The 22,130-nt window shown below is 64.8% G+C and carries 17 protein-coding genes; 13 read left to right on the top strand and 4 right to left on the bottom strand.

All coding sequences use genetic code 11. From position 1 onward, the window contains the following. Positions 1 to 117 precede the first annotated feature (117 nt). The gene (locus JQ632_RS30065) at positions 118 to 540 is read left to right on the top strand and encodes a DUF1801 domain-containing protein (protein ID WP_212406267.1); all 423 of its coding nucleotides are present in this window, start codon (positions 118 to 120) and stop codon (positions 538 to 540) included. A gap of 157 nt (positions 541 to 697) precedes the next feature. Beyond that, positions 698 to 2,464 carry an adenylate/guanylate cyclase domain-containing protein gene (locus tag JQ632_RS30060; protein WP_212406266.1) on the top strand — a complete coding sequence of 589 codons (1,767 nt, stop codon included), beginning with the start codon at positions 698 to 700 and terminating at the stop codon, positions 2,462 to 2,464. Positions 2,465 to 2,504: 40 nt separating this feature from the next. Here the strand turns inward: JQ632_RS30060 and JQ632_RS30055 are convergent, their stop codons facing one another. The 3 genes from JQ632_RS30055 to JQ632_RS30045 all read right to left on the bottom strand — a co-directional run bounded on the left by JQ632_RS30055 (position 2,505) and on the right by JQ632_RS30045 (position 8,459). Continuing rightward, entirely contained in the window at positions 2,505 to 4,109 is a 1,605-nt protein-coding gene (locus JQ632_RS30055; RefSeq protein WP_212406265.1) for a DUF882 domain-containing protein, read from the bottom strand. 309 nt (positions 4,110 to 4,418) lie between these two features. Further along, on the bottom strand, positions 4,419 to 6,608 hold the full coding sequence (locus JQ632_RS30050) for a murein L,D-transpeptidase (protein ID WP_212406264.1): 2,190 nt from the start codon (positions 6,606 to 6,608) through the stop codon (positions 4,419 to 4,421). A 345-nt stretch (positions 6,609 to 6,953) separates the two neighbouring features. Then, positions 6,954 to 8,459 carry a sigma-54 dependent transcriptional regulator gene (locus JQ632_RS30045; RefSeq protein ID WP_212406263.1) on the bottom strand — a complete coding sequence of 502 codons (1,506 nt, stop codon included), beginning with the start codon at positions 8,457 to 8,459 and terminating at the stop codon, positions 6,954 to 6,956. A gap of 139 nt (positions 8,460 to 8,598) precedes the next feature. Between JQ632_RS30045 and JQ632_RS30040 the strand changes: the two genes are divergently transcribed. Continuing rightward, entirely contained in the window at positions 8,599 to 10,494 is a 1,896-nt protein-coding gene (locus tag JQ632_RS30040) for a M3 family oligoendopeptidase (RefSeq protein WP_212406262.1), read from the top strand. Between the two features lie 13 nt (positions 10,495 to 10,507). Here JQ632_RS30040 and JQ632_RS30035 read toward each other — a convergent pair whose 3' ends face one another. Continuing rightward, complete coding sequence (locus JQ632_RS30035) at positions 10,508 to 11,290, bottom strand: sterol desaturase family protein (RefSeq protein ID WP_212406261.1); 783 nt, start codon at positions 11,288 to 11,290, stop codon at positions 10,508 to 10,510. An 86-nt stretch (positions 11,291 to 11,376) separates the two neighbouring features. Between JQ632_RS30035 and JQ632_RS30030 the strand changes: the two genes are divergently transcribed. The 10 genes from JQ632_RS30030 to JQ632_RS29985 all read left to right on the top strand — a co-directional run bounded on the left by JQ632_RS30030 (position 11,377) and on the right by JQ632_RS29985 (position 22,115). Further along, on the top strand, positions 11,377 to 12,081 hold the full coding sequence (locus JQ632_RS30030; protein WP_212406260.1) for a TetR/AcrR family transcriptional regulator: 705 nt from the start codon (positions 11,377 to 11,379) through the stop codon (positions 12,079 to 12,081). 74 nt (positions 12,082 to 12,155) lie between these two features. Further along, a complete protein-coding gene (locus JQ632_RS30025) occupies positions 12,156 to 15,182 on the top strand; it encodes a patatin-like phospholipase family protein (protein ID WP_212406259.1) in 3,027 nt (1,008 codons plus the stop codon). 156 nt (positions 15,183 to 15,338) lie between these two features. Next, positions 15,339 to 15,491, top strand: a complete 153-nt coding sequence (locus tag JQ632_RS30020; protein ID WP_212406258.1) for an aa3-type cytochrome c oxidase subunit IV — start codon at positions 15,339 to 15,341, stop codon at positions 15,489 to 15,491. Between the two features lie 138 nt (positions 15,492 to 15,629). Beyond that, complete coding sequence (locus JQ632_RS30015) at positions 15,630 to 16,757, top strand: Re/Si-specific NAD(P)(+) transhydrogenase subunit alpha (RefSeq protein WP_212406257.1); 1,128 nt, start codon at positions 15,630 to 15,632, stop codon at positions 16,755 to 16,757. A gap of 11 nt (positions 16,758 to 16,768) precedes the next feature. Continuing rightward, a complete protein-coding gene (locus JQ632_RS30010) occupies positions 16,769 to 17,086 on the top strand; it encodes a proton-translocating transhydrogenase family protein (RefSeq protein ID WP_011089862.1) in 318 nt (105 codons plus the stop codon). 39 nt (positions 17,087 to 17,125) lie between these two features. Then, positions 17,126 to 18,523, top strand: a complete 1,398-nt coding sequence (locus JQ632_RS30005; RefSeq protein WP_212406256.1) for an NAD(P)(+) transhydrogenase (Re/Si-specific) subunit beta — start codon at positions 17,126 to 17,128, stop codon at positions 18,521 to 18,523. Positions 18,524 to 18,751: 228 nt separating this feature from the next. After that, positions 18,752 to 19,552, top strand: coding sequence for an alpha/beta hydrolase (locus JQ632_RS30000; RefSeq protein WP_212406255.1), 801 nt, complete (start codon positions 18,752 to 18,754; stop codon positions 19,550 to 19,552). Between the two features lie 64 nt (positions 19,553 to 19,616). Then, a complete protein-coding gene (locus JQ632_RS29995) occupies positions 19,617 to 20,714 on the top strand; it encodes a calcium:proton antiporter (protein ID WP_212406254.1) in 1,098 nt (365 codons plus the stop codon). Positions 20,715 to 20,802: 88 nt separating this feature from the next. Further along, complete coding sequence (locus JQ632_RS29990) at positions 20,803 to 21,087, top strand: cupin domain-containing protein (RefSeq protein ID WP_212406253.1); 285 nt, start codon at positions 20,803 to 20,805, stop codon at positions 21,085 to 21,087. Between the two features lie 89 nt (positions 21,088 to 21,176). Then, positions 21,177 to 22,115, top strand: coding sequence for a hypothetical protein (locus tag JQ632_RS29985; RefSeq protein ID WP_212406252.1), 939 nt, complete (start codon positions 21,177 to 21,179; stop codon positions 22,113 to 22,115). Positions 22,116 to 22,130: the final 15 nt, after the last annotated feature.

Here is a 22,130-nt window from a genome sequence, read left to right as displayed (position 1 = left end):
GCGACGCGCGCCACCAAATCGCGCCGTAGCTAGCGCGGCTTGGTTGGAAGGCCGAGGGGGCCCGTTACCCCATCTACAAATCGGGCGTGTTGCACTTCGTTTGTGAACGGAGAGATCGTGCCTGCGCCGCCGCTGCCGCGTGAGGTGGGCCGTGCCTTCGAGGCCTTCCCGGTGCCGATCCGCCGGCGGCTGCTCGCCGTGCGCGAGGTGATCTTTGCGACCGCCAGCGCGCATGAAGAGGTCGGCCGGCTGACCGAAACCCTGAAATGGGGCGAGCCCGCCTACCTGACCGAGGAGACAGGCAGCGGCAGCACGATCAGGCTCGGCCGCGTCAAGGATTCCGAGACGCATGCGGCGGTCCTGTTCAATTGCCGGACGACGCTGGTCGCGACGTTTCGCGAGCGCTTCCCCGATGACTTCGCGTACCGGCAAAACAGGGCCGTGCTGCTGAACGTCTCCGGCGCGCTGCCGAAGCGTCCGCTGTCGATCTGCCTGTCGTTGGCTCTAACGTATCATCTTGATCGCAACGTCGGGAGATAGCGCGTACAGGCCGTAGTTGTGATGCGGACTGACAGTGACCTGTCCTTGCGCGGCACCCGGACGGCTGCAAGGAACCTGGCCGAGTCCGCAGTCGCCGCGCGGCAAGCTTGGGCAAAATCCGCTGGTCTGCTAGACTGCCCGGTGAAGGGACCGAGCAATGGATGTGCCGGGTCCAGAGCGCAGGCTTGCTGCGGTCCTCGCCGCTGACATGGTCGGCTTTAGTCGGCTCATGGAGGTCGACGAGGAGGGGACCCTCGCGCGTCTCAAGACCCACCGGATCGAGCTCATCGATCCCGCCATCGCCAAGAATCGCGGCCGCATCATCAAGACGACGGGCGACGGCATGCTCGTCGAATTCCACAGCGTCGTCGACGCGGTGCTGTGCGCAGCCGAGGTTCAGAGCCGGATGGGGCGACGCAATGCCGACGTTCCGCCGCCGCGATGGATCCAATTCCGCGTCGGCATCAATCTGGGCGACGTGATCGTCGACCAGAACGATATTTTTGGTGACGGCGTCAACGTCGCGGCTCGGCTGGAGTCGCTGGCCGAGCCTGGAGGAATTTGTATCTCGAGTGCGGTGCGCGACCAACTCGGTCAGCGCCTTGACGGCGTTGCATTCGAGGATATCGGCGAGCAACACGTCAAGAACATCGCCCGTCCAATTCGCGTCTACCGGATTCGACTGGGGGAGGAGCCGGCAAGCGCTCCAGACGGCGACAAGGGCGCCGCGAAGGCGGCGGCCAAGTCGAAGAAGCCGTCCATCGCAGTGCTGCCGTTTGCCAATATGAGCGGCGATCCGGAGCAGGAGTTCTTTGCAGACGGTCTGACCGAAGACATCATCACCGAGCTCTCGCGTTTCCACGATCTGCTGGTCATCTCCCGCAACTCGACCTTCGTCTACAAGGGCAAGGCCGTCAAAGTGCAGGAGGTCGGTCGCGAATTCGGCGTTGACTACGTCATCGAGGGCAGCGTGCGAAAGGTCGGCGATCGCGTTCGGGTCACCGTGCAATTGATCGATGCAGAGACCGACCGGCACATCTGGGCCGAACGCTATGATGGCGAGCTAAAGGACATCTTCGCCATCCAGGACGAGATGACCCGCGCGATCGTCGCGACATTGCCGGGCCGGGTCGAGGCAGCCAGCCATGACCGGGCGAAGCGCAAGCAGACCGACAATATGGTCGCCTATGAATGCGTGCTGGCCGCCAAGCTGTTGCACCACCGCTCCAATCGCGAAGACAATGCGCAGGCGCAGATTCTGCTCGACCGGGCGCTCGCGCTCGACGCGAATTATGGGCACGCTCACGCCTGGAAGGCCTGCGTCCTCGGCCAGACCTGGGTCTACGGCTGGTGCGCGGATCGCGACGCCACGTTCCAGCAGGTCGCTTCCGAGCTGGAGATCGCGCTGGCGCTCGACGATAATGATGCCGACGTCCACCGCATCCTCGCCGCGCTCAACCTGAACCGCGAGGACCATGACAAGGCCGCGTATCATCAGGAGCGGGCGCTCGCACTCAACCCGAACTACGACCTCGTCGTCGTGCAACAGGGCGAACTCCTGACCTGGCTTGGCCGGCCGGAGGAAGGGATCGACTGGATCAAGAAGGCGATGCGGCTCAATCCGTATCACCCGGAGCGGTTCTGGAATCATCTTGGCCGCGCCTATTACTGCGCCGAGAAGTACGCCGAAGCCGCTGAAGCCTTTTCACGGATATCCCGGCCCGACTACACCCATCACGCCTTCCTCGCGGCGGTTTTCGCGCAGATGGGCAACGCGGTCGCGGCTGGCGCTCACGCGACGGAGGTTCTCAAGCGTGAGCCGGGATTTTCGGCGGCCGTCTACCTTGCCACCCAGCACTACAAGCGCGAAGGGGACCGTCAGCGCCACGAGACAGGGCTTCTCAAGGCTGGCTTGCCGACCTGATCTGGCGCGAGCCTTCCGAGCCTTCCGAGCCGATGAGCCGTCAGCGCAGCGCGGCGGTGCGGACGACGAAGGACGTCGTCTCGAGCTTTGCGGTGGCGGTGCCCGAGAAGCTGTCGCAGGACATGCCCTGCATCGGATCGTCCGTGAAGCCCATCGCGATCACGGCCTGCGGCTTGACGAAATAGGCGCGCATCGCGCCCATGTCGACGTCGCCCATCAGCGTCACCGACATCGCGCGGCTCGCGCTCGGGGCCAGCATCACGATCTTGAGCCACATGCTCTCGCCCTTGGCGGCGGAAAGCCGGGCCGAGGTCGAGATCATGCCCTGGCCGCCTTTGGCGACGACGGTGTTGATCTCGGTCGCCGGCGCGAGGCCGCGGGTTGCCGCGGCCGGACGGGGCGCGCGCGGGATCGGCGCGGAGGCGGCAACGACGTTGGCGCGGTCGACCGGCGAGGCGGCGGCCGGCGCATAGGCCAGCGCCTGATAGGCGGCTGAAACGCTCGACGTCGGCTGCGGGTCGGTGGCGGAGGCGACGGCCTGGCGCGCCCTGAGGGCGGCGACCTGGGCCGGCGTGGCCTGCTGCGGCGTCGTGGGCGTATCCCAGAAGCCGCGGGCATTGATGATGTCGGCCGGCGTCTGCGGTTTTGCCTCAGCCGTCTTCTCGGCGACCGGAGCGGACTTGGCCTTTGGCGGGGCAACGATCTGCGCGTCAGCGGAGGCGAGCTGCAGTGATGCGGCGACCTGCGGCTTCGCGCGCGGCACCGGCACGAGGTCGGCCGGCTTCTCAGCCGGCTTGGCTGCAACCACGATCGGGGTGGCCGGCTTGGCGGTTGCGGCGGGTGCGCCCTCGTCGTCCTCGTCGGCTGGCGCGGCCGACTTGCCCTTGAACAGCGCGGCCAGGAAGTTCGGCGTCTTGATGGTCGCGGCGTCATCGCCATTGCCGCGCCGCTCGATGTCGGCTCGGGCGAGCTCATAGCCCTTCATCGGGCCGCTGGTGGACTGATGCACCGTGCGTCCGTCCGGGAATACCTTTGCGAGCTGGTCGTGCGTCATGCGCGGCCAGTGCCGGATGCTGCCGGTATCGAGATGCACGAAGGGCGAGCCGGAGGTCGGGTAGAAGCCGACGCCGCCGCGCTGCAGGCGCAGGCCGGCGTAGCGGATCTGCTCCAGCGGCACGCCCGGGATGAAGAAGTCCATCGCATGCCCCAGCATGTGCTGGCTGTGGCGCGCCACGCCCGAGGAGCGGCGGCGGAGCATGGCGTTGGTGGCGGGGGAGCGGTAGGAGGAGATGATCTGGATCGGCTGCTTGCCGTCGACGTCGCGATAGACTTCCCAGAGGATGTCGAAGAGGTGACGGTCCATGACCGTCTCGTCCTGGTTGCGCCAGTCGCGCAGGAAGTGATTGAGCTGCTTCAGCGCGGCTTCGTCGTAGCGGCCGTCGCGCTTGAAGGTGACGGTGAGGTCTTCGCCGGAATGGGTGTGGTGGAAGGAGAGCGTGCGGGTCTCGTTCCGCGCGGTCGCGTCATGAACCGATCCTGCGCCCGCAAGCAACAGCAGCGAGGTCAGGCCGATCCGGGAACCGGCCCTGACTCCCGCATGGGACAACGACAACGCAGCGAATTGGCGTGCGAATCCAGTCAGCACGAAATGAGCCCACCCAGTCGACGAGCGTTCAAAATGGACTCTCCCGCCAACCCCGCTAGCGCGCGAAAGAGGATGAACGCTTTCTTAAAGCGAGATGGTTAAAACTTGATTTAACCGTCCCGCCCCCAAGCCCTTAACAACCCAAGTCCTTACCAAGTCAGAATACAGACCTAACCGGCCGAGTGTGGCGAAAAAAGGCCGGCTGCTGCGGTGCAGGTGGAGAATGGTTAACGTTAAACGATCCCGTCGGGGGACGGGATCGCTGATTTCATTGAAGAATTTTCGTTTTGGCGCCGCAAGCCAGAGGGCTTAGCGGGTGAAGACGCGCTGCGGCCGGCGGCCAACCGGGGCCGGGGGCGGGGTCGGCGGCCCGAACAGCCGCTCGAAGAAGGACGGGCCGGAGGAGCCGCCATTGTTGGCGAAGGCGACGCCCGAGGGCAGCGTCGTCGCCGGGCGCGCATAGCTCGGCTGGGCGCGGGCGACCATGTTCTCCAGATCCTTGCCGCGGCCGTTCTTCATCAGCGCGATCATCGCGGCGTCGCGGCCATAGATGTCCTTGCGGAGTTGCAACTTGCCGCCGTCGTCAACGAAGGCGGTCTGGTAGGTGATGTTGACCGGGATCGGGGTCGGGAATTTCAGGTCGACCTCGCTCGTGCCGTACATGCTGCGCACGCGTTCCGGCGTGTACTTCTCGTTCGGCAGGGCGATGTTCAGCAGCACGGAGGCGTACTGATCCGGATATTGCACGCGCATGCAGCCATGGCTGAAGGCGCGCTCTTCCCTGGCGAAGAGATGCTTGTCCGGGGTGTCGTGCTGATAGACCAGGAACTTGTTCGGGAAGTTGAAGCGGATGCGGCCGAGCGCGTTGGCTTCACCCGGCGGCTGCGAGATGTGCACCGAACCGTCGCGATTCTGTTCGAGCCGCAGGCCCATGCGCTGGAGCACGGTCGGATCCTGCTGCAGCGCCGGCAGATATTCGTTGTAGACGATCGACGGCGGCACGTTCCAGGTCGGGTTGACCGTGATGTACTTCATCGTCTCGGTCAGCATCGGCGTGGCGTGGCTGCCTGGCTTGCCGGTGACCACGCGCGTCGTCCAGACCTGCTGTCCGCGCTGCATCACCTTCAGCGTGAAGTCGGGAATGTTGAGGATCACATAGGCGTCGCCGAGCGTCGGCGTGCCGAGGTCGCGCGGCAGCCAGCGCCAGCGCTCCATGTTCACCAGCACGGTGTCGATCTGCTTGTCGCGCTTCGGGCTGTTCAGCGCCTTGACCGTCTTGTCGTCGAGGATGCCGGTCGCCTTCATCTCGGCGCCGTCCTGGAATTTGCGGACGGCTTCGGCGACGGTGGCATCATAGCGGGTGTCGGCGGGATTCTCGGCGATGCCGAGCTTGGTGCGAAGCTGCGGCACGCGCGGATCTTCCACGACGACTTCCGGCTGCTTCTTGCCCTTGGCGGGCGTGTATTTCAGCGCCGGGCCGTCGGCGATCTCGATCACCGGGCCTTCGCCCTGGCCGCGCAATTGCGCGAGCTTCGCTTTCAATTCCTTGTAGAGCTTGTGCGGCGGGTTGTAGGCGTCGAGTGCGGCGGAAGCGTCCTTTGCGGTCGTGACCTTCGCGAGCACGTCGTTCGGATCGGTCGGGTGTTCCGGATAGAGGATGTCCGCGCTGACCTGCGAGTAGTGCATCCGGCCGCTCTGCGCCTGGCGTGCATAGTCGAGCATGCTGGCCGTGAGCTTGAGCTCGGCCTCGGCCAGCGCATCGGGCGAGGTGGCGGCGGCGAAATCCGGCACCGGATAGTCGGTCGGGTTGAGGCCCTCGGAGGCGGCGTCCTTCAGCCGCGCGATCACGCCCTTGGCCGAGGCGGTGAGGCTGCCGCCCTGGGTCCAGACCGGCGCGAATTCGCGGGCGCCGTAAAACTTCTCGACGGCGGCGCGCTCGTTCTTGCGGTCGAAATAGCGCGAGGTCTTTGCGCCCAGTGCGTCCTTGATCTTGTCGGCAACCGGCTGATCGGCGGCCGGAACGTTGCTTGCAGCCTTCACGGGCTCGGCGGCCGGCTCCTTGGCGACGTCCTTCGGCGGTTCGGCCGGAGTAGCTGCGGCGGCAGGCGCGGCCGGGGTCGCGGGCGCCGCGGCCGTGTCGGCCTTCGGTGCATCGGCGGCAGGCGTGGTGGCGGAAGGCGTGGTGGCGGGAGGCGTGGTGGCGACGTCGGCGGGCTTGCTCTCGACCTGCGTGGGCGCAGGCGCTGCTTCAGCTTTCGCGGAGTCCTTGGCGGGCTCCTGCACGGTGGCCGTGGTGTCGAGCTTGATGTCGGCCGCGGTCGGCGGCGGAACGTTGGCGGGTTCGGGGCGCGGGATCGCGGCTTCGATCGCGAGTTCGGCGGCGCTGCTGCGCGCCTGGTCCTGAGCCAGGGCAGACGACGCCGACACCGTGAGGAAGGTCGCCGCGACCGTCATCAGCACGCGGTCAAAGCCTGCACGGTGGTTCAAACAGTCTCGCATTGTGTCGCACCCCTCGGGTGAACTGTCCCTCATGGAACAGCTTTGTTATCGTCTATCAGCTTCGGCTAACCGCGCCGGCTTCTCGAAAGTTGCACGCCTGCACGCAACGATTCTCTACGCAGACGATATACAGGCCCCGTTTTTGCAGCCAGCGGCACCCGGGACAACTCACGACAAACTGACTTCAGGCTAGCCGTTTTGCAACGGATTGTGCGCTTTTGCCACGCGCTTTTCCCTCTGTCTGTCACTTCCGGGACACGGTTCAAATCCTCCGCAATGCGAAGGACTTGTGCCTGATTTAGGCCATAAACAGAACGCCGTGCCCAAGGACGTGAGGCGTGCGGTTCAGTGCGTCTCCTCGCCGTTTTTGCCGCCATGTCCGGGCACGCCGGCTTCGTCCAGTTTTCGGTAGAGCGTGGAGCGGCCGATTTTGAGGCGGCGTGCGACTTCCGACATCTGCCCGCGATAATGCGAGATCGCGAAACGGATGATCTCGTTCTCCATCTCTTCCAGCGGCCGTACATCTCCGGTGTTGGTCAGCATGGAAAGCGAGCCCGCCGCAGGCAGTGGCGCAATCGGTATTTCATTACCCGGTACCATGGCGGGCACTGTCGGCGCGGCCATCGGCTCGAGGATCAGCGGCGCGGTGGGGATGTCCGTCGTCTCGTGGGGATGGGCCGACAGCAGCGGGAAGTCGGCCAGCTCGAGCTGGTCGCCGTCGCTCATGACGACCGCGCGGTACACCGCGTTCTCGAGTTGGCGGATGTTGCCGGGCCAGTCGAGCTGCGCCAGATGCGCCATGGCCTCGCCGCTGACGCTGCCGATCGCGCGGTTCTCCTCCGCGGCAAAGCGCGCCAGGAAATGACGAAGCAGATGCGGAATGTCCTCACGCCGCGCCCGCAGCGGCGGGATGGTCAGCGGCAGCACATGGAGGCGGTAGAACAGGTCCTCGCGGAAGTGACCCTGCTTCACCCGCTCCAGCAATTTGCGATTGGTCGCAGAGACGATGCGGACATCGACCTTGACCGGCTTGCGGCCGCCGACGGCCTCGACCGCGCCTTCCTGAAGCGCGCGCAGCAGTTTCACCTGCGCGGTCAGCGGCAGCTCGCTGACCTCGTCCAGGAACAGCGTGCCGCCATGCGCCTCGACGAACTTGCCCATGTGGCGCTCGGTCGCGCCGGTGAAGGCGCCCTTCTCATGGCCGAACAGGATCGATTCCACGAGATTGTCCGGGATCGCACCGCAATTGACCGCGACGAACGGTTTTGACTTGCGCTCGCCGCTGCCATGGATGGCGCGCGCGAACATTTCCTTGCCGACGCCGGACTCGCCTTCGATCAGTACGGGGATCGACGAATTCGCCGCCTTCTGCGCCGAGCGCATCACGCCTGCCATCGCCTCGGCGCGGGTGATGATGTCGGAGAAGCTCAGCCGCCCCTCGCGGCTGTGACGGATGCGCTGCAATTCGCCTTTGAGCGCGGACGTGTTGAGCGCGTTGCGCAAGGAAACCTGGAGCCGCTCCATGCCGACCGGCTTGACCACGAAATCCGCCGCGCCGGCGCGCATCGCCGAGATCACATTGTCGATACCGCCATGCGCGGTCTGCACGATGACGGGGACGTTGAGGCCCGCTTCGCGGATTTTTGCCAGCACGCCCATGCCGTCGAGGCCGGGCATCACGAGATCGAGCACCACGGCGTCGATGGCCGATGCGTCCGGGGCGGTGAGGGCGGCAAGCGCGGCGTCGCCGGAGTCGACGACGATCGTCTCATAGCCGCATTTTTGCACCATGTTCTCGACGAGCCGGCGCTGTACAGCGTCGTCGTCCGCAATCAAAATACTGGCAGCCATGGTGTTCCCCGCACGCTACAACTATCTGTCTCGAATCGGGGCACTCTCGCCCATGCCGATTAACGCACTCTTAAACCTTGCCGGCCCGTCCCATTGCGATCCCCACCATTGCGATCGTTGAACACAGGTTTTTCGCACGATGTCTCCGCGCTCCACTTCCGCTCTCCGCAAACCGAACACCAAAAAAACCGTCGCCAAGGCAAAGTCCAAATCGATAGCCAAGTCTGCAGCTAAGTCGTCAAGCAAGCCCGCGAGCAAGACCGGCAAGCTTCCGGAGTGGAATCTCGCCGACCTTTATTCCGGCATCGACGCGCCGGAAGTGGCGCGCGACCTGGAAAAGATGGCCGCCGATTGCGTCGCGTTTGAGACGGACTACAAGGGCAAGCTCGCGACAGGTAGTGCAGGCGAAGATGGCGGAAAATGGCTTGCCGAGGCCGTGCGACGCTATGAGGCGATCGACGATCTCGCCGGCAGGCTCGGCTCCTATGCCGGCCTCGTCCATGCCGGCGACAGCGTCAGTCCCACGATCTCGAAGTTTTACGGTGACGTGTCGGAACGGCTGACGGAAGCGTCCACCCATCTGCTGTTCTTCGCGCTCGAGCTCAACCGCATCGACGACGATCTTCTGGCGCGCGCGATGCAGGCATCCGAGCTCGCTCATTATCGTCCCTGGATCGAGGATCTGCGCAAGGAGAAGCCGTATCAGCTCGAGGACAAGCTCGAGCAGCTTTTTCTGGAGAAGGCACAGACCGGCTATTCCGCCTTCAACCGGCTGTTCGACCAGACCATATCGAGCCTGCGCTTCAAGGTCGGCGCCAAGGAGCTCGCGATCGAACCGACGCTCAACTTCTTGCAGGACCGCGACGGCGCCAGGCGCAAGGCTGCGGCCGAAGCGCTGGCCAAGACCTTCAAGGCCAATGAGCGCACCTTTGCGCTGATCACCAATACGCTTGCCAAGGACAAGGACATCTCCGACCGCTGGCGCGGTTTCAAGGACGTCGCGGATTCCCGGCATCTGAACAACCGCGTCGAGCGCGAGGTCGTGGACGCGCTGGTCGCCTCCGTGCGCGCGGCCTATCCAAAACTCTCGCACCGCTATTACGGACTGAAGGCAAAATGGTTCGGCAAGAAGCGGCTCGCTTATTGGGACCGCAACGCGCCGCTGCCGTTTGCGGCGACCGACACCATTGCCTGGCCTGAGGCCAGGAACATGGTGCTGACGGCCTATCGTGGCTTCTCGCCAAAGATGGCCGATATCGCCGAGCGCTTCTTCACCGATCGCTGGATCGACGCGCCGGTGCGGCCGGGCAAGGCGCCGGGCGCGTTCTCGCATCCGACCACGCCGTCGGCGCACCCCTATGTGCTGATGAACTATCAGGGCAAGCCGCGCGACGTGATGACGCTTGCCCACGAGCTCGGCCATGGCGTGCACCAGGTGCTGGCGGCGAAGAACGGCGCGCTCATGGCGCCGACGCCGCTGACGCTGGCCGAGACCGCGAGCGTGTTCGGCGAGATGCTGACCTTCAAGCGGCTCCTGGCCCAGACCAGGAACGCAAAGCAGCGGCAGGCGCTGCTCGCGGGCAAGGTCGAGGACATGATCAACACCGTGGTGCGGCAGATCGCGTTCTATTCCTTCGAGCGCGCCGTCCACACCGAGCGCAAGAACGGCGAGCTCACCGCCGAGCGCATCGGCGAGATCTGGCTGTCGGTGCAGGGCGAGAGCCTGGGGCCGGCAATCGAGATCAAGGCGGGTTACGAGAGCTACTGGATGTACATCCCGCACTTCATCCATTCGCCCTTCTACGTCTACGCCTATGCCTTCGGCGATTGTCTCGTGAACTCGCTCTATGCGGTCTACGAGAATGCTGCTGAAGGTTTTGCCGAGCGCTATCTCGACATGCTCGCTGCCGGCGGCACCAAGCATTATTCCGAGCTGCTGTGTCCGTTCGGGCTGGACGCCAAGGATCCCAAATTCTGGGACGGCGGCCTGTCCGTCATCGCCGGCATGATCGACGAGCTGGAGGCGATGGGCTGAAGCGGCGCGCCGCTCAGCTCGTCTGGCTTGCGCCGCGGCCGAGGTTGTTCGGCCCGGCGGCATCCGCGTTGACGTCGGCGAAGGCGAGCATCGCACTGAGGCGGTCCGTGGCGGGCTTGTCGAAACCGACGGCGCCTTCAAAACTTGCCGGATTGCGGAAGGTGCCGAGCAGCATGTCCCAGATCGGCAGGTCGCCGTAATTGTAGGCGTGCACGTCGCGCTGATGATGAACGCAATGCGCCTCCGGCCGCTGGATGACATAGCCGAGCCATTGCGCCGTGCGGACGTTCATGTGCTGGAAATAGCCGTAGAAGGCGGCGATGTAGCCGGTCGCAGCCGCAGCCACCGGATCGAGCCCGAGCACCAGCGTCGTTAGCACCGTCGCGATCGAGAAGAACGCGATCGTCTCGAACGGGTGAAACAGCGCGGCACCCGACATGTCCATGCGCTGCGGGCTGTGATGGATCTGGTGGAACAGGCGCCACATCACCGGAAAGGTGTGCGCGCTGCGGTGCCAGACATAGTTGACGAGCGACAGCACGACGTACCCTAGCGCCGCGCCCCAGATCACGCCGAGGCCGGTCAGGTCGATCAGCCGGTGCCGCTCCAGCCAGGGTTCGGGAATGACCAGCGGGGTGAGCGTTGCGATCAGGCCCTGCACCGTCAGGAAGCCGAAGCCCTTGAGCCGCCAATAGGGTATCGCCGGAAACTGCCGCGCCGGGACGAGGCTCTCGATTCCGAGCATCACCAGATAGGTCACGGGCACCAGCAGGCCGAACAGATCGATCGCCGACATCGCATCGCTCCAACCTTACGGCGTAAGCCTGGCTTCACAATACAGCCTTCCAGTGTAAGGTTGCAAGTGGAATTGGACTTGAGCGCATGGCCAGAAAAGCAAGCACCCGGAAAACCAGCCCCGCCGCCCCGCGCAAGCGCAGCGCCGCCGGCGAACGGGGGCGGGGCCTGTCCCTGTCGCGCGAGCGGATCGCCGCGGCGGCCATGGCGCTGGTCGATCGCGAGGGGCTCGCCGCACTCTCGACGCGCCGGCTCGGCGACGAGCTCGGCTGCGAGGCGATGAGCATCTACCATCACTTTCCGAGCAAGGCGCACCTGATGGATGCGCTGATCGACCTGATGCTGGCCGAGGGGCGGGTCGCGATGGAGCCGCAATGGGATTGGCGCGAGCGCCTGCGCCGCGCCGCCCATGGCTTCCGCGCCATGGCGCTCAAGCATCCCGCGTTCTTTCCGTTCTTCGCCGTGCACCGGCTCAACACGCAAGCGGGCGTCGCCTATATCGACGGGATCATCGGCATCTTGCGCGAGGCCGGCTTCTCCGATCGCGAGGCTGCGACATATTTTCGCGAGATCGGCTACTACCTCACCGGTGCCGCGCTCGACGAGACCGCCGGCTACGCCAAGGGCCCGTCCTCGGCGGAACCGGTGTCAAACGAGACGATCGCCGCCCAATTCAAGCATCTGGCGGCGGCCGCGCCGTATTTTCAGCCCGCGCATTTCCAGGCGACTTTCGAGACCGGCCTCGAGATCCTGATCGCCGGCATTGAACGTTCGCGCCAGGGCCAAGACTAACCCTGTACGGCACCTATATTCACTAATACAATTTTTGATTGAGATCATTTCAGTCCCGGCTGGGGAGGCAAATGATGGCCAGCGATGGAGACCGTCCGCAGGCGCCGCTCTTCGAGCCGAATTTGCCGGCCGCCAATGACGAGACGAGCTGGGACGCGCAATTCAGCCGCATCGTCGACACCGAGTTCGAAGCCGTCAACAGCCGCCGGGCCGCATTGGAAGCCCTCCGCCTGGCCGACGGGCTCGATCGCACCGATACGCCTGTGGATGCGGACAAGCCGTTCACACAGCTGGCGCCGGCCGGCGGAAAGATGGTCGATGTGGTTGGCCTCGCGCTGTCCGGCGGCGGCATCCGTTCGTCGGCGCTTTGTCTCGGCGTGCTTCAGGCGCTCAATCATCACGATCTGATCAAGCGCATCGACTATCTGTCGACGGTCTCCGGCGGTGGCTATATCGGCAGCTCGCTGAGCGCGACCATGACCGCGGCCTCGAGATTCGCCTTCGGCGAGAAGCCGGTTCCCGGACAAAAGGTGCGGGCCAGCGAGATCAGCGACACGCCGGCGGTCGGCCACATCAGGAATTATTCCAACTATCTGATCCCGGCCGGGGGGCGCGACCTCATCACCGGCATCGCGATCGTGGTCCGCGGGCTCGTCGCCAATATCGGCTTCGCGCTGCCGGTCGTGCTGCTGCTCGCGGCGATCACGATCTTCTCGAACCCGGCGCGTTCGTGCCTCTACGCGCCGAATTTATTCGGGGTCGCGGTCCGCGACGGCCAGATCTTCTCGTTCCTCGGCAATCACGAGACGCTCAAGACGCTCGGCTTCACCCTGTCCGGGATCGTGGTAGCGCTGATCGTCTTCATTGCCGGTTTGATCCATCGCGTCGTCTCGCCGGTCAACCGGCGTGAGCTGTTCGCCTATCTCGCCGGCATCGCCGTGGTCATGGGCGTGATCTGCAACATCGCCCATTATCTCCCCGTGGCGCATTTCGCGCTCACACTCTCCTCGGGTCTCCTGGGGCTCCTCCTGTTCCTGCTGTGGGCGCTGTGGCGGTCGTGCCTGCCCGACGATCATTTGCAGGAGTTCCGCAGCCATCTGCCGACCATGGGGGCGACCTATCTGGTGCTGGTCGGCGCCATCGCCTTCTTCGAATTCCAGCCGTTCATGATCGCGCAGATGTTCGGCGTCGCCGAGGACGGCGGCACCGACCAGTCGGCCGGGCTCGTCGCCGGGGTCGTGGTCGGCTGGATCAAGTCGCTCGCTGTCATCACGGCGCCGATCGCTGCGATCGTGACGCTGTTCCGGCAGCAATTCGGCGATCTCCTCAAGGGTGCCGGTGCCTCCGATCTCACCTCGCGTATCCTCGCCTATGTGGCCAAGGCGGCGGTGTGGATCGCAGGCCTCGCGCTGCCGCTGCTGATCTGGATCGGCTACCTCTATCTCTGCTTCTGGGGCATCGCGAACGACAAGGTGGTCGGCGCCTACAGCCGGCAATGCGACGTCAGCAGTTGGAGCGCGGCTCCGATGTTGCGGCCGGTCGAGAGCGTTCCGCAACTGTCCGGCAAGATCCAGTTCGATTCGCAAGCCAAGACGCTCTCGGCGGATATCGCCAGCAAGGAAGCCGCGCCGGCGGACGAGGTACCCAAGGTGACCGCGGCCTCGCACATTCCCGGCTGGCTGCTGGCGGCGGCGAAACTGCTGGGCGATCCCAACCCCGATCGCTGGTCCATGACACTGCTCGGCTATTACAGGATATCCAACAACATCAACCTGCCGATGGTGCTGCTCTATGTCATCATCGCGGTCGTCCTGTTCATCGTGTCGTGGCTGATGCGGCCGAACGCCAATTCGTTGCACCGGCTCTATCGCGACCGGCTGAGCAAGGCGTTCCTGTTCATGCCGGAGATGCCGAAGCGGCGCGTGGCCAAGGACGTCCCCAGCATCGATCAGGGTCGCGATTTTCCGGAGCTCGATCTGAAGCTCAGCCAGCTCTGTCCGCGAACGGCGGACGATGACGGCGCCAACAACTATCGCCTGGCAGCGCCCTATCATCTGATCAATGCCGCCCTCAACATCCAGGGCTCGGATTACGCCAACCGGCGCGGCCGCAATGCGGATTTCTTCCTGTTCTCGCCGGTGTGGACCGGCAGCGAGGCAACCGGCTATTGCGACACCGCCAAACTCGAGCGCAAGGAAACCGGCCTCGACCTTGCGACCGCGATGGCGATCTCGGGCGCCGCCGCCTCCTCCAACATGGGGGCGAACTCGATCAAGCCGCTGACGCCGACGCTGGCGCTGCTCAACGTGCGGCTCGGCTACTGGCTGAAGAATCCGCAATATGTCGACGATCTGACGCGGCCGCAGCACCGCTCGACGCTGTATCTCTGGGCGGAGATCACCGGCCGGCTCTACGAGAATGCGGACGCGGTCTATCTCACCGACGGCGGCCACATCGAAAATCTCGGCGCCTACGAACTGTTGCGCCGGCGCTGCAAGGTGATCGTCGCGGTCGACGCGGAAGCCGACGCGTCGATGAATTTCGGCTCGCTGATGACGCTGCAGCGCTACGCCCGCATCGATCTCGGCATCCGGATCGACCTGCCCTGGACGCAGATTCGCGACCGCACGCGCGCGATCATGGCGCTGAACGCCGGCAAGAAGGCTGCGGAAGCGTCGGCGGACAAATCCGACGACGATGCAGAGAAGGACCACGTTCACGTCGCGATCGGCACCATCGACTATGGCTGCGATCAGACGGGCTATCTCGTCTACATCAAGTCATCGCTGACCGGCGACGAGAACGACTACATCCGCGACTATGCGCGGCGCAACGACACCTTCCCGCACGAGACCACCGGCGATCAGTTCTTCTCGGAGGAGCAGTTCGAGGTCTACCGCGCGCTCGGCTTCCACATGACCCACGGGTTCCTCCATGGCGATCATCCCGTGGCCGTCGGCCCCGGCATCGCGCCGCGGACGGCTCGGTTCACCCAACCGGGCGAGGAGACGATCGACAAAGTGCGCCGGGCCCTCGGGTGGCAGGTCGTCCAGCCTCCCGCGATCACGGCTGACCCGGTTATTGGGCCGGATCAGGGGTAGGGCGGGCGTAGCGAACAAAGCCTGACCCGCTGGATCCGCGACAATTGGGATTCCAAATGACCCGATTTGCGGGAAAACTGGGCAGTTGCGCCGTTGCCCTGCCGAATTGTTTGCGGTAAGGCACGCGAGGATTAGACTTTCGACTGGGGACGAAACATGGCTGACCATAGCGAAGTGGCGTACACCACCGCCGACGGCAACGACTACGTTGCGCACGAGCAGACCTATGAGGGCTTCATCAAGCTGGTGAAATGGGGCTCGGCCTCGGTAGCGCTCATCGTGATCCTGATGGCGATCTTCCTGACCTGACCATCGTCGGCTGCATCCGCCAGCGCCGGCGGCTGCTCAGAAAATTTGCATCCAAGCCGGTCGCAAAACCGGTATCCAACGTTGCGGGAGTAACGCTAAGTTCGCTTGCGTGCGCTGTCCCGCGTCGCCGGAGGCCTCATGAAGATTGCCGTTGCCAAGGAAATCGACCCGTCGGAGCCGAGGGTCGCCGCTTCGCCGGATACGGTGAAGAAATTCAAGGCGCTGGGCGCCGAGATCGCCGTTGAGCCGGGCGCCGGCATCAAGTCGGGCCTGCCGGATTCCGAGTTCACCGCGGCAGGCGCCACCGTCAGCGCCGACGCGCTGAAGGACGCCGACATCATCATCAAGGTGAAGCGTCCCGAAGCCTCCGAGCTTGGCCGATACAAGCGCGGCGCGCTCGTCATCGCCATCATGGATCCCTATGGCAATGAGGCCGCTCTGAAGACAATGGCGGATGCCGGCATTGCCGCCTTCGCGATGGAACTGATGCCGCGCATCACGCGCGCGCAGGTGATGGACGTGCTGTCCTCGCAGGCCAACCTCGCGGGCTACCGCGCGGTGATCGAGGGCGCCGAAGCCTTCGGCCGCGCCTTCCCGATGATGATGACTGCCGCAGGCACCGTTCCCGCCGCAAAGGTGTTCGTGATGGGCGTCGGCGTCGCCGGTCTCCAGGCGATCGCGACCGCGCGCCGTCTTGGTGCCATCGTCACCGCGACCGACGTGCGTCCCGCCACCAAGGAGCAGGTGGAATCGCTCGGCGCAAAATTCCTCGCCGTCGAGGACGAGGAGTTCAAGAACGCGCAGACCGCGGGCGGCTACGCCAAGGAGATGTCCAAGGAGTACCAGGCCAAGCAGGCCGCGCTCACCGCCGAGCACATCAAGAAGCAGGACATCGTGATCACCACCGCGCTGATCCCGGGCCGGCCGGCACCGAAGCTTGTTTCGGCCGAGATGGTCAAGTCGATGAAGCCCGGCTCGGTGCTGGTCGATCTCGCCGTCGAGCGTGGCGGCAATGTCGAGGGCGCCAAGCCCGGCGAAGTCGTCGAGACCGATGGCATCAAGATCGTCGGCTACACCAACGTCGCCGGCCGCGTCGCCGCGTCCGCCTCCGGCCTCTACGCGCGCAACCTGTTCTCCTTCATCGAGACCATGGTCGACAAGAAGGAGAAGAAGCTTGCCGTCAACTGGGACGACGAGCTCGTGAAGGCCACCGCGCTCACCAAGGACGGCGCCGTCGTCCACCCGAACTTCCAGCCGAAGCCTTAAGGAGATCCGTCATGGAGCATGCTGCACAGGTCGTCGATCCCTTCGTGTTTCGGCTGTCGATTTTCGTGCTGGCCGTTTTCGTCGGCTATTTCGTGGTGTGGTCGGTGACCCCCGCGCTGCACACGCCGCTGATGTCGGTCACCAACGCGATCTCCTCGGTGATCGTGGTCGGTGCGCTGCTCGCCGGCGGCGTCGCGAACGTGTCGAGCGGCTCGGGCTGGGCACGCGCCTTCGGCTTCGTCGCGCTGATCTTCGCCTGCGTGAACATTTTTGGCGGCTTCCTTGTCACCCAGCGCATGCTGGCGATGTACAAGAAGAAGTCGAAGTAAGCGGCCACCTCGGGCTGAAGGGACAGATGGGGACCTGAGATGAACGCCAATCTCTCTGCATTGTTGTATCTCGTGGCGGGGGTGCTGTTCATCCTGTCGCTGCGGGGATTGTCGAGCCCGGCCTCGTCGCGCCAGGGCAATCTGTTCGGCATGATCGGCATGGCGATCGCGGTCGCGACCACGCTTGCCAACCATCCGCCGGCTGACGCTCTCGCCTGGGTGCTCGTCATCGTCGGCATCGCCATCGGTGCTGCGATCGGTGCGGTCATCGCGCGCCGCGTCCCCATGACCTCGATGCCGGAACTGGTCGCCGCCTTCCACTCGCTGGTCGGCATGGCCGCGGTGCTGGTCGCCGCCGGCGCGTTCTACGCGCCCGAAGCGTTCGACATCGGCACGCCCGGCCACATCCATGCCCAGAGCCTCGTGGAAATGTCGCTCGGCGTTGCCATCGGCGCGCTGACCTTCACCGGCTCCGTGATCGCGTTCCTGAAGCTGTCCGCACGGATGAGCGGTGCGCCGATCATCCTGCCGTTCCGCCACATCATCAACATCGCGATCGCTGTCGCGCTGGTCTTCTTCATCGTCAGGCTCGTGATCTCCGGCGGCGCGTTCGACTTCTGGATGATCGTCATCCTGGCGCTGGCGCTCGGCGTGCTCATGATCATCCCGATCGGCGGCGCCGACATGCCGGTCGTGATCTCGATGCTGAACTCCTATTCGGGCTGGGCGGCCGCCGGCATCGGCTTCACGCTCGGCAACTCCGCGCTGATCATCACCGGCGCGCTGGTGGGTTCGTCGGGCGCGATCCTGTCCTACATCATGTGCCACGCGATGAACCGGTCTTTCATCTCGGTCATCCTCGGCGGCTTTGGCGGTGAAACGGGTGCTGCCGGCGGCGGTACCGGCGAGCAGAAGCCGGCAAAGCTCGGCTCGGCTGATGACGCGGCCTTCATCATGAAGAACGCCTCCAAGGTCATCATCGTGCCCGGCTACGGCATGGCGGTGGCGCAGGCCCAGCACGCGCTGCGCGAAATGGCCGACATGCTGAAGAAGGAAGGCGTCGAGGTGAAGTACGCCATCCACCCGGTCGCGGGCCGCATGCCCGGCCACATGAACGTGCTCTTGGCCGAAGCCAACGTGCCCTATGACGAGGTGTTCGAGCTCGAGGACATCAACTCCGAATTCGCGCAGGCCGACATCGCCTTCGTGATCGGCGCCAACGACGTCACCAACCCGGCCGCCGAAGAGGACAAGACCTCGCCGATCTACGGCATGCCCGTGCTCCAGGTCTGGAAGGCCGGCACCGTGATGTTCATCAAGCGCTCGCTGGCCTCGGGTTACGCCGGTATCGACAATCCCTTGTTCTACCGCGACAACACCATGATGCTGCTCGGCGACGCCAAGAAGGTGACCGAGAACATCGTCAAGGCGATGTAAGGCGCGAAGGGAAACGGACCGTGGCCATCCACAAGGAATGGCACCGGTCCAATCCCATGCCGCCCAATTCTTTGTCCAAGGCGGCGACGCGGGCGCAACGCATATCTTGGCACGCGGCACATGCGTCCGCGTGCGCCTGCCGCGAGATTTCCGAGAGCATCCGCGCCGACGTCCTGAAATTGCGCAAGAGCCGCCGCAAATCCTGAATTCCGGAGTGGCCGCGAAGCGATGACAGTCCTGAAGTGGATCGCCATCATCCTTGCGGCCGGCTATCTCGCCGGTCTTCTCCTGCTCTATGTCAAACAGCGCGCCATGCTGTTTCCGATCCCGACCGCTGAGCGCACGGCGCCCGCCGCTGCGGGCTTGTCCGGGGCGGAAGAGCATGTGTTGACCACGTCCGACGGTGAGAAAGTCATCGTCTGGCACCTGCCACCAAAACCCGGCCGTCCCGTGATCCTGTTCTTCCACGGCAACGGCGATTCTCTTGCCGGGCTTTCCGGCCGCTTCAGGCGCATCACCGCTGACGGCACGGGGCTCGTCGCGCTGTCCTATCGCGGCTATGCGGGCTCGAGCGGTGCGCCGACCGAAGACGGCCTGCTGCGCGACGGCGCGGCCGCGTATTCATTCGCCGCGGCGCGCTACGAGCCCCAGCGCCTCGTTCTCTGGGGTTTCTCGCTCGGGACCGGCGTTGCGGTCGCGCTCGCGTCCGAGCATCCGATTGGACGGCTCATCCTCGAGGCACCCTATACGTCGCTCGTCGACGTCGCTGCCTCGCACTTCCGGTTCGTTCCGGTCCGCCTTCTGATGCGCGACCGTTTTCACTCGGACGAGCGCATCGCAAGTGTCACGGCGCCGCTCCTGATCATGCATGGCGCACTGGACCAGACCATTCCAATCGCGTTCGGAGAGCGCCTGTTCACGCTCGCCCGCGAGCCGAAACGGTTCGTCCGCATTGACCGGGGCGGGCACAATGATCTCGACGGCTTTGGCGCCATCGAGGCGGCGCGACGTTTCATCGACGGCAACTGAGGGCTGACGGGCGCGATCTTCTCGCGCATAATCGGTCAGGGCGCGTTCGAAGGAAATTGCCGACATGAGCTCACACGGACCGATGCCGCGGTCGTCCTGGATCTTTCCCGCACTCGCCGTGCTGCTGTTCCTGATCGTCACCGCGACGGGCTACGGCTTCACCGTGTCGGCCGGCGGGGTCGTCTTTGCGGTCGTCCTGCTGGTGATCCTGTTCGGCACGGTGTTCGCGGCGGTGCATCACTCCGAGGTGATCGCGGAGCGGATCGGCGAGCCCTACGGGACGCTGCTATTGACGCTCGCGGTGACCATCATCGAGGTCGCGCTGATCACCACGATCATGCTGGGCGACAAGCCGGCGCCGGAGCTCGCGCGCGACACCGTGTTCGCGGTGGTGATGATCGTCTGCAACGGCCTTGTCGGCCTCTGCGTCCTGATCGGGGGCCTGCGCTATCGCGAGCAGGGCTTTCAGGTCTCCGGCGCCAACGTTTATCTCAGCGTCCTGTTCGTGCTGGCGACCATGACGTTGATCATGCCGAACTACACGCTGACCACGCCGGGGCCGGTCTTTTCGGCGCTCCAGCTCGGTTTCGTCGACCTGGTGACGATCGTGCTCTACGGCGTGTTCCTCTACACCCAGATGGTGCTGCACCGGGACTACTTCGTAAACGACGCTGATGACGGCAAGGGCGGCGCAGCCCATCTGTCGGGAAAGATGCTGGCGGTCAGCATCGTGCTCCTGCTGATCTCGCTTGGGGCCGTGGTCCTGCTCGCCAAAAAGTTCTCGCTGGTGGTTGATGCCGTCGCGGCCATGATCGGCGCGCCGCCCGCCTTTGCCGGCCTCGTGGTTGCGCTCCTGATCCTGATGCCCGAAGGCGTCTCCGCCGTCGCAGCCGCGCGCAAGAACGACCTGCAGAAGAGCATCAACCTGGCTCTGGGCTCTTCGCTTGCCACCATCGGCTTGACCATCCCCGCGGTCGGGATCGCGACCTACATGCTCGACCAGCCGCTGGTGCTGGGCCTCAACCCCCAAAACACCGTGCTGCTGCTGCTGACCTTCTTTTTGAGCATGCTGACCTTCGGCACGGGCCGGACCAACGTCCTGTTCGGACTGGTCCATCTGGTGGTATTTGCCGTCTACGTGTTCATGGTGTTCGTGCCCTGAAGCGCATCGCGCTTCAGGTTATTGTTTGGGCATGATCTTTCCGGAAAACCGCTGCACACTTTTCCGGATCATGCCGTAGGAGAATCTGATGCTCGCCGCCAAGTCCGAAGTTCAGGTCGACACATCAGAGGTCCGGGTCACGGAGTGGCGGCTGGCGCCCGGCAGTGCCACCGGCCATCACACTCACGGCATGGACTATGTGATTGTTCCCGTCACAGCGGGGGAAATGACCATCGTGGCGCCCAATGGCGAGCGGTCCAAGGCCCAGCTGGCGGCCGGCAAGTCCTATTTTCGTAAGGCGGGGGTCGAACACGACGTACTTAACGAAACCTCAACCGAGATCGTATTCCTTGAGATCGAGCTGAAGCCGTAACCCGGTAAGAATTGCCATCGATCTGTCGCAGTTGACCCCTTACTATTGCCTCAAAGTTCCCGCATCAGCTTGCGCGGGGAGTGGCCGGAATGCTGAAATACCTCACCAAGATCTCGATGGATATCTTCCCTTCGGTGCTCGCAACGATCATCGGGGCCTATATCGTCAATCACTACATCAACGCGAAGCCGGCGCCCGACACCCCTGCCGCTGCGGTTGCGCCCGCCCAGACCAAGAACGGCAAGCCGACCGACGTCGCCAACCTGCCAGCGCCCGGAATCAAGGCCAAGGGCATCTCCGAGAAGTCGGTGATGGACAAGCCCGTGGCCGACAAGGCCCCCGCCGACAAGCCTGCTGCCGACAAGCCCGCCGCCGACAAGCCCGCGGAAAAGGCAGCGGATCAGCCCGCCGAGGCCAAGGCTGCGGACGAAACTCCGGCCGCACCCCGTGGCCGGCAGCCGGCCCCCAAGACCGTCGCCAAGTCCAGTCCGGCGTCCAGCCCGGCACCGGTTGTCTCCGCGCCCGCATCCGCCGCTCCCGCGGGTGAGGCCAATGCGGCAACCGCCGCCGCGCCGGCAAACCAGGATGCCAACGACCTCGCGCGCGCCGCGATCGAGCGCCTGCGCAAATCTCCCGAGGGCAAATCGGCTGAGAAGCCCGTCGAGGCGGCGCCGCAGGAAGCGGCCCGCGTTCAGGAATCCCCGCGCGTCGTGACGACAGCTCCGCAGGTCGTGCGCCCGTTGCCGCCGCCGATCACGGTGTCGACGCCGGCATCCGAGCCCTATGCATCGTCACCTGCGAACCCGCCCTACACGGCATCGGTCGGCAGCGATGACGCCAACCGGTTGACGCCGCCGGCCGATATTCCGGTTCCGGTGCTTGCGCCGCCGCTCGACCTGCGCGCCGACGCGGCGGGCTCGATGCCCAACCCCGTGTCAAAGCCCAAGACCAACGTGGCCGACGAGATGCTGTCGGGCGTCAAGTCGATGTTCAACGCGGTCCTGCCGAAGAACGTCACGCCGAACTGATCGACCGACGCGTTC

Source organism: Bradyrhizobium liaoningense, from assembly GCF_018130955.1.
Classification (GTDB): Bacteria; Pseudomonadota; Alphaproteobacteria; order Rhizobiales; family Xanthobacteraceae; genus Bradyrhizobium; species Bradyrhizobium liaoningense_C.
The sequence above is the reverse complement of the archived record's forward strand: the minus strand, read 5'-3'. Positions and strand labels throughout refer to the sequence as shown.

Bases quoted from the DNA above. Each gene is read 5' to 3' on its own strand.
- JQ632_RS29995 (WP_212406254.1), top strand. From the start codon at position 19,617: ATGAGCTCACACGGACCGATGCCGCGGTCGTCCTGGATCTTTCCCGCA.
- JQ632_RS30000 (WP_212406255.1), top strand. From the start codon at position 18,752: ATGACAGTCCTGAAGTGGATCGCCATCATCCTTGCGGCCGGCTATCTC.
- JQ632_RS30050 (WP_212406264.1), bottom strand. From the start codon at position 6,608: ATGCGAGACTGTTTGAACCACCGTGCAGGCTTTGACCGCGTGCTGATG.
- JQ632_RS30025 (WP_212406259.1), top strand. From the start codon at position 12,156: ATGGCCAGCGATGGAGACCGTCCGCAGGCGCCGCTCTTCGAGCCGAAT.
- JQ632_RS29990 (WP_212406253.1), top strand. From the start codon at position 20,803: ATGCTCGCCGCCAAGTCCGAAGTTCAGGTCGACACATCAGAGGTCCGG.
- JQ632_RS30020 (WP_212406258.1), top strand. From the start codon at position 15,339: ATGGCTGACCATAGCGAAGTGGCGTACACCACCGCCGACGGCAACGAC.
- JQ632_RS30035 (WP_212406261.1), bottom strand. From the start codon at position 11,290: ATGTCGGCGATCGATCTGTTCGGCCTGCTGGTGCCCGTGACCTATCTG.
- JQ632_RS30040 (WP_212406262.1), top strand. From the start codon at position 8,599: ATGTCTCCGCGCTCCACTTCCGCTCTCCGCAAACCGAACACCAAAAAA.
- JQ632_RS30045 (WP_212406263.1), bottom strand. From the start codon at position 8,459: ATGGCTGCCAGTATTTTGATTGCGGACGACGACGCTGTACAGCGCCGG.
- JQ632_RS30005 (WP_212406256.1), top strand. From the start codon at position 17,126: ATGAACGCCAATCTCTCTGCATTGTTGTATCTCGTGGCGGGGGTGCTG.
- JQ632_RS30060 (WP_212406266.1), top strand. From the start codon at position 698: ATGGATGTGCCGGGTCCAGAGCGCAGGCTTGCTGCGGTCCTCGCCGCT.
- JQ632_RS30015 (WP_212406257.1), top strand. From the start codon at position 15,630: ATGAAGATTGCCGTTGCCAAGGAAATCGACCCGTCGGAGCCGAGGGTC.
- JQ632_RS29985 (WP_212406252.1), top strand. From the start codon at position 21,177: ATGCTGAAATACCTCACCAAGATCTCGATGGATATCTTCCCTTCGGTG.
- JQ632_RS30030 (WP_212406260.1), top strand. From the start codon at position 11,377: ATGGCCAGAAAAGCAAGCACCCGGAAAACCAGCCCCGCCGCCCCGCGC.
- JQ632_RS30010 (WP_011089862.1), top strand. From the start codon at position 16,769: ATGGAGCATGCTGCACAGGTCGTCGATCCCTTCGTGTTTCGGCTGTCG.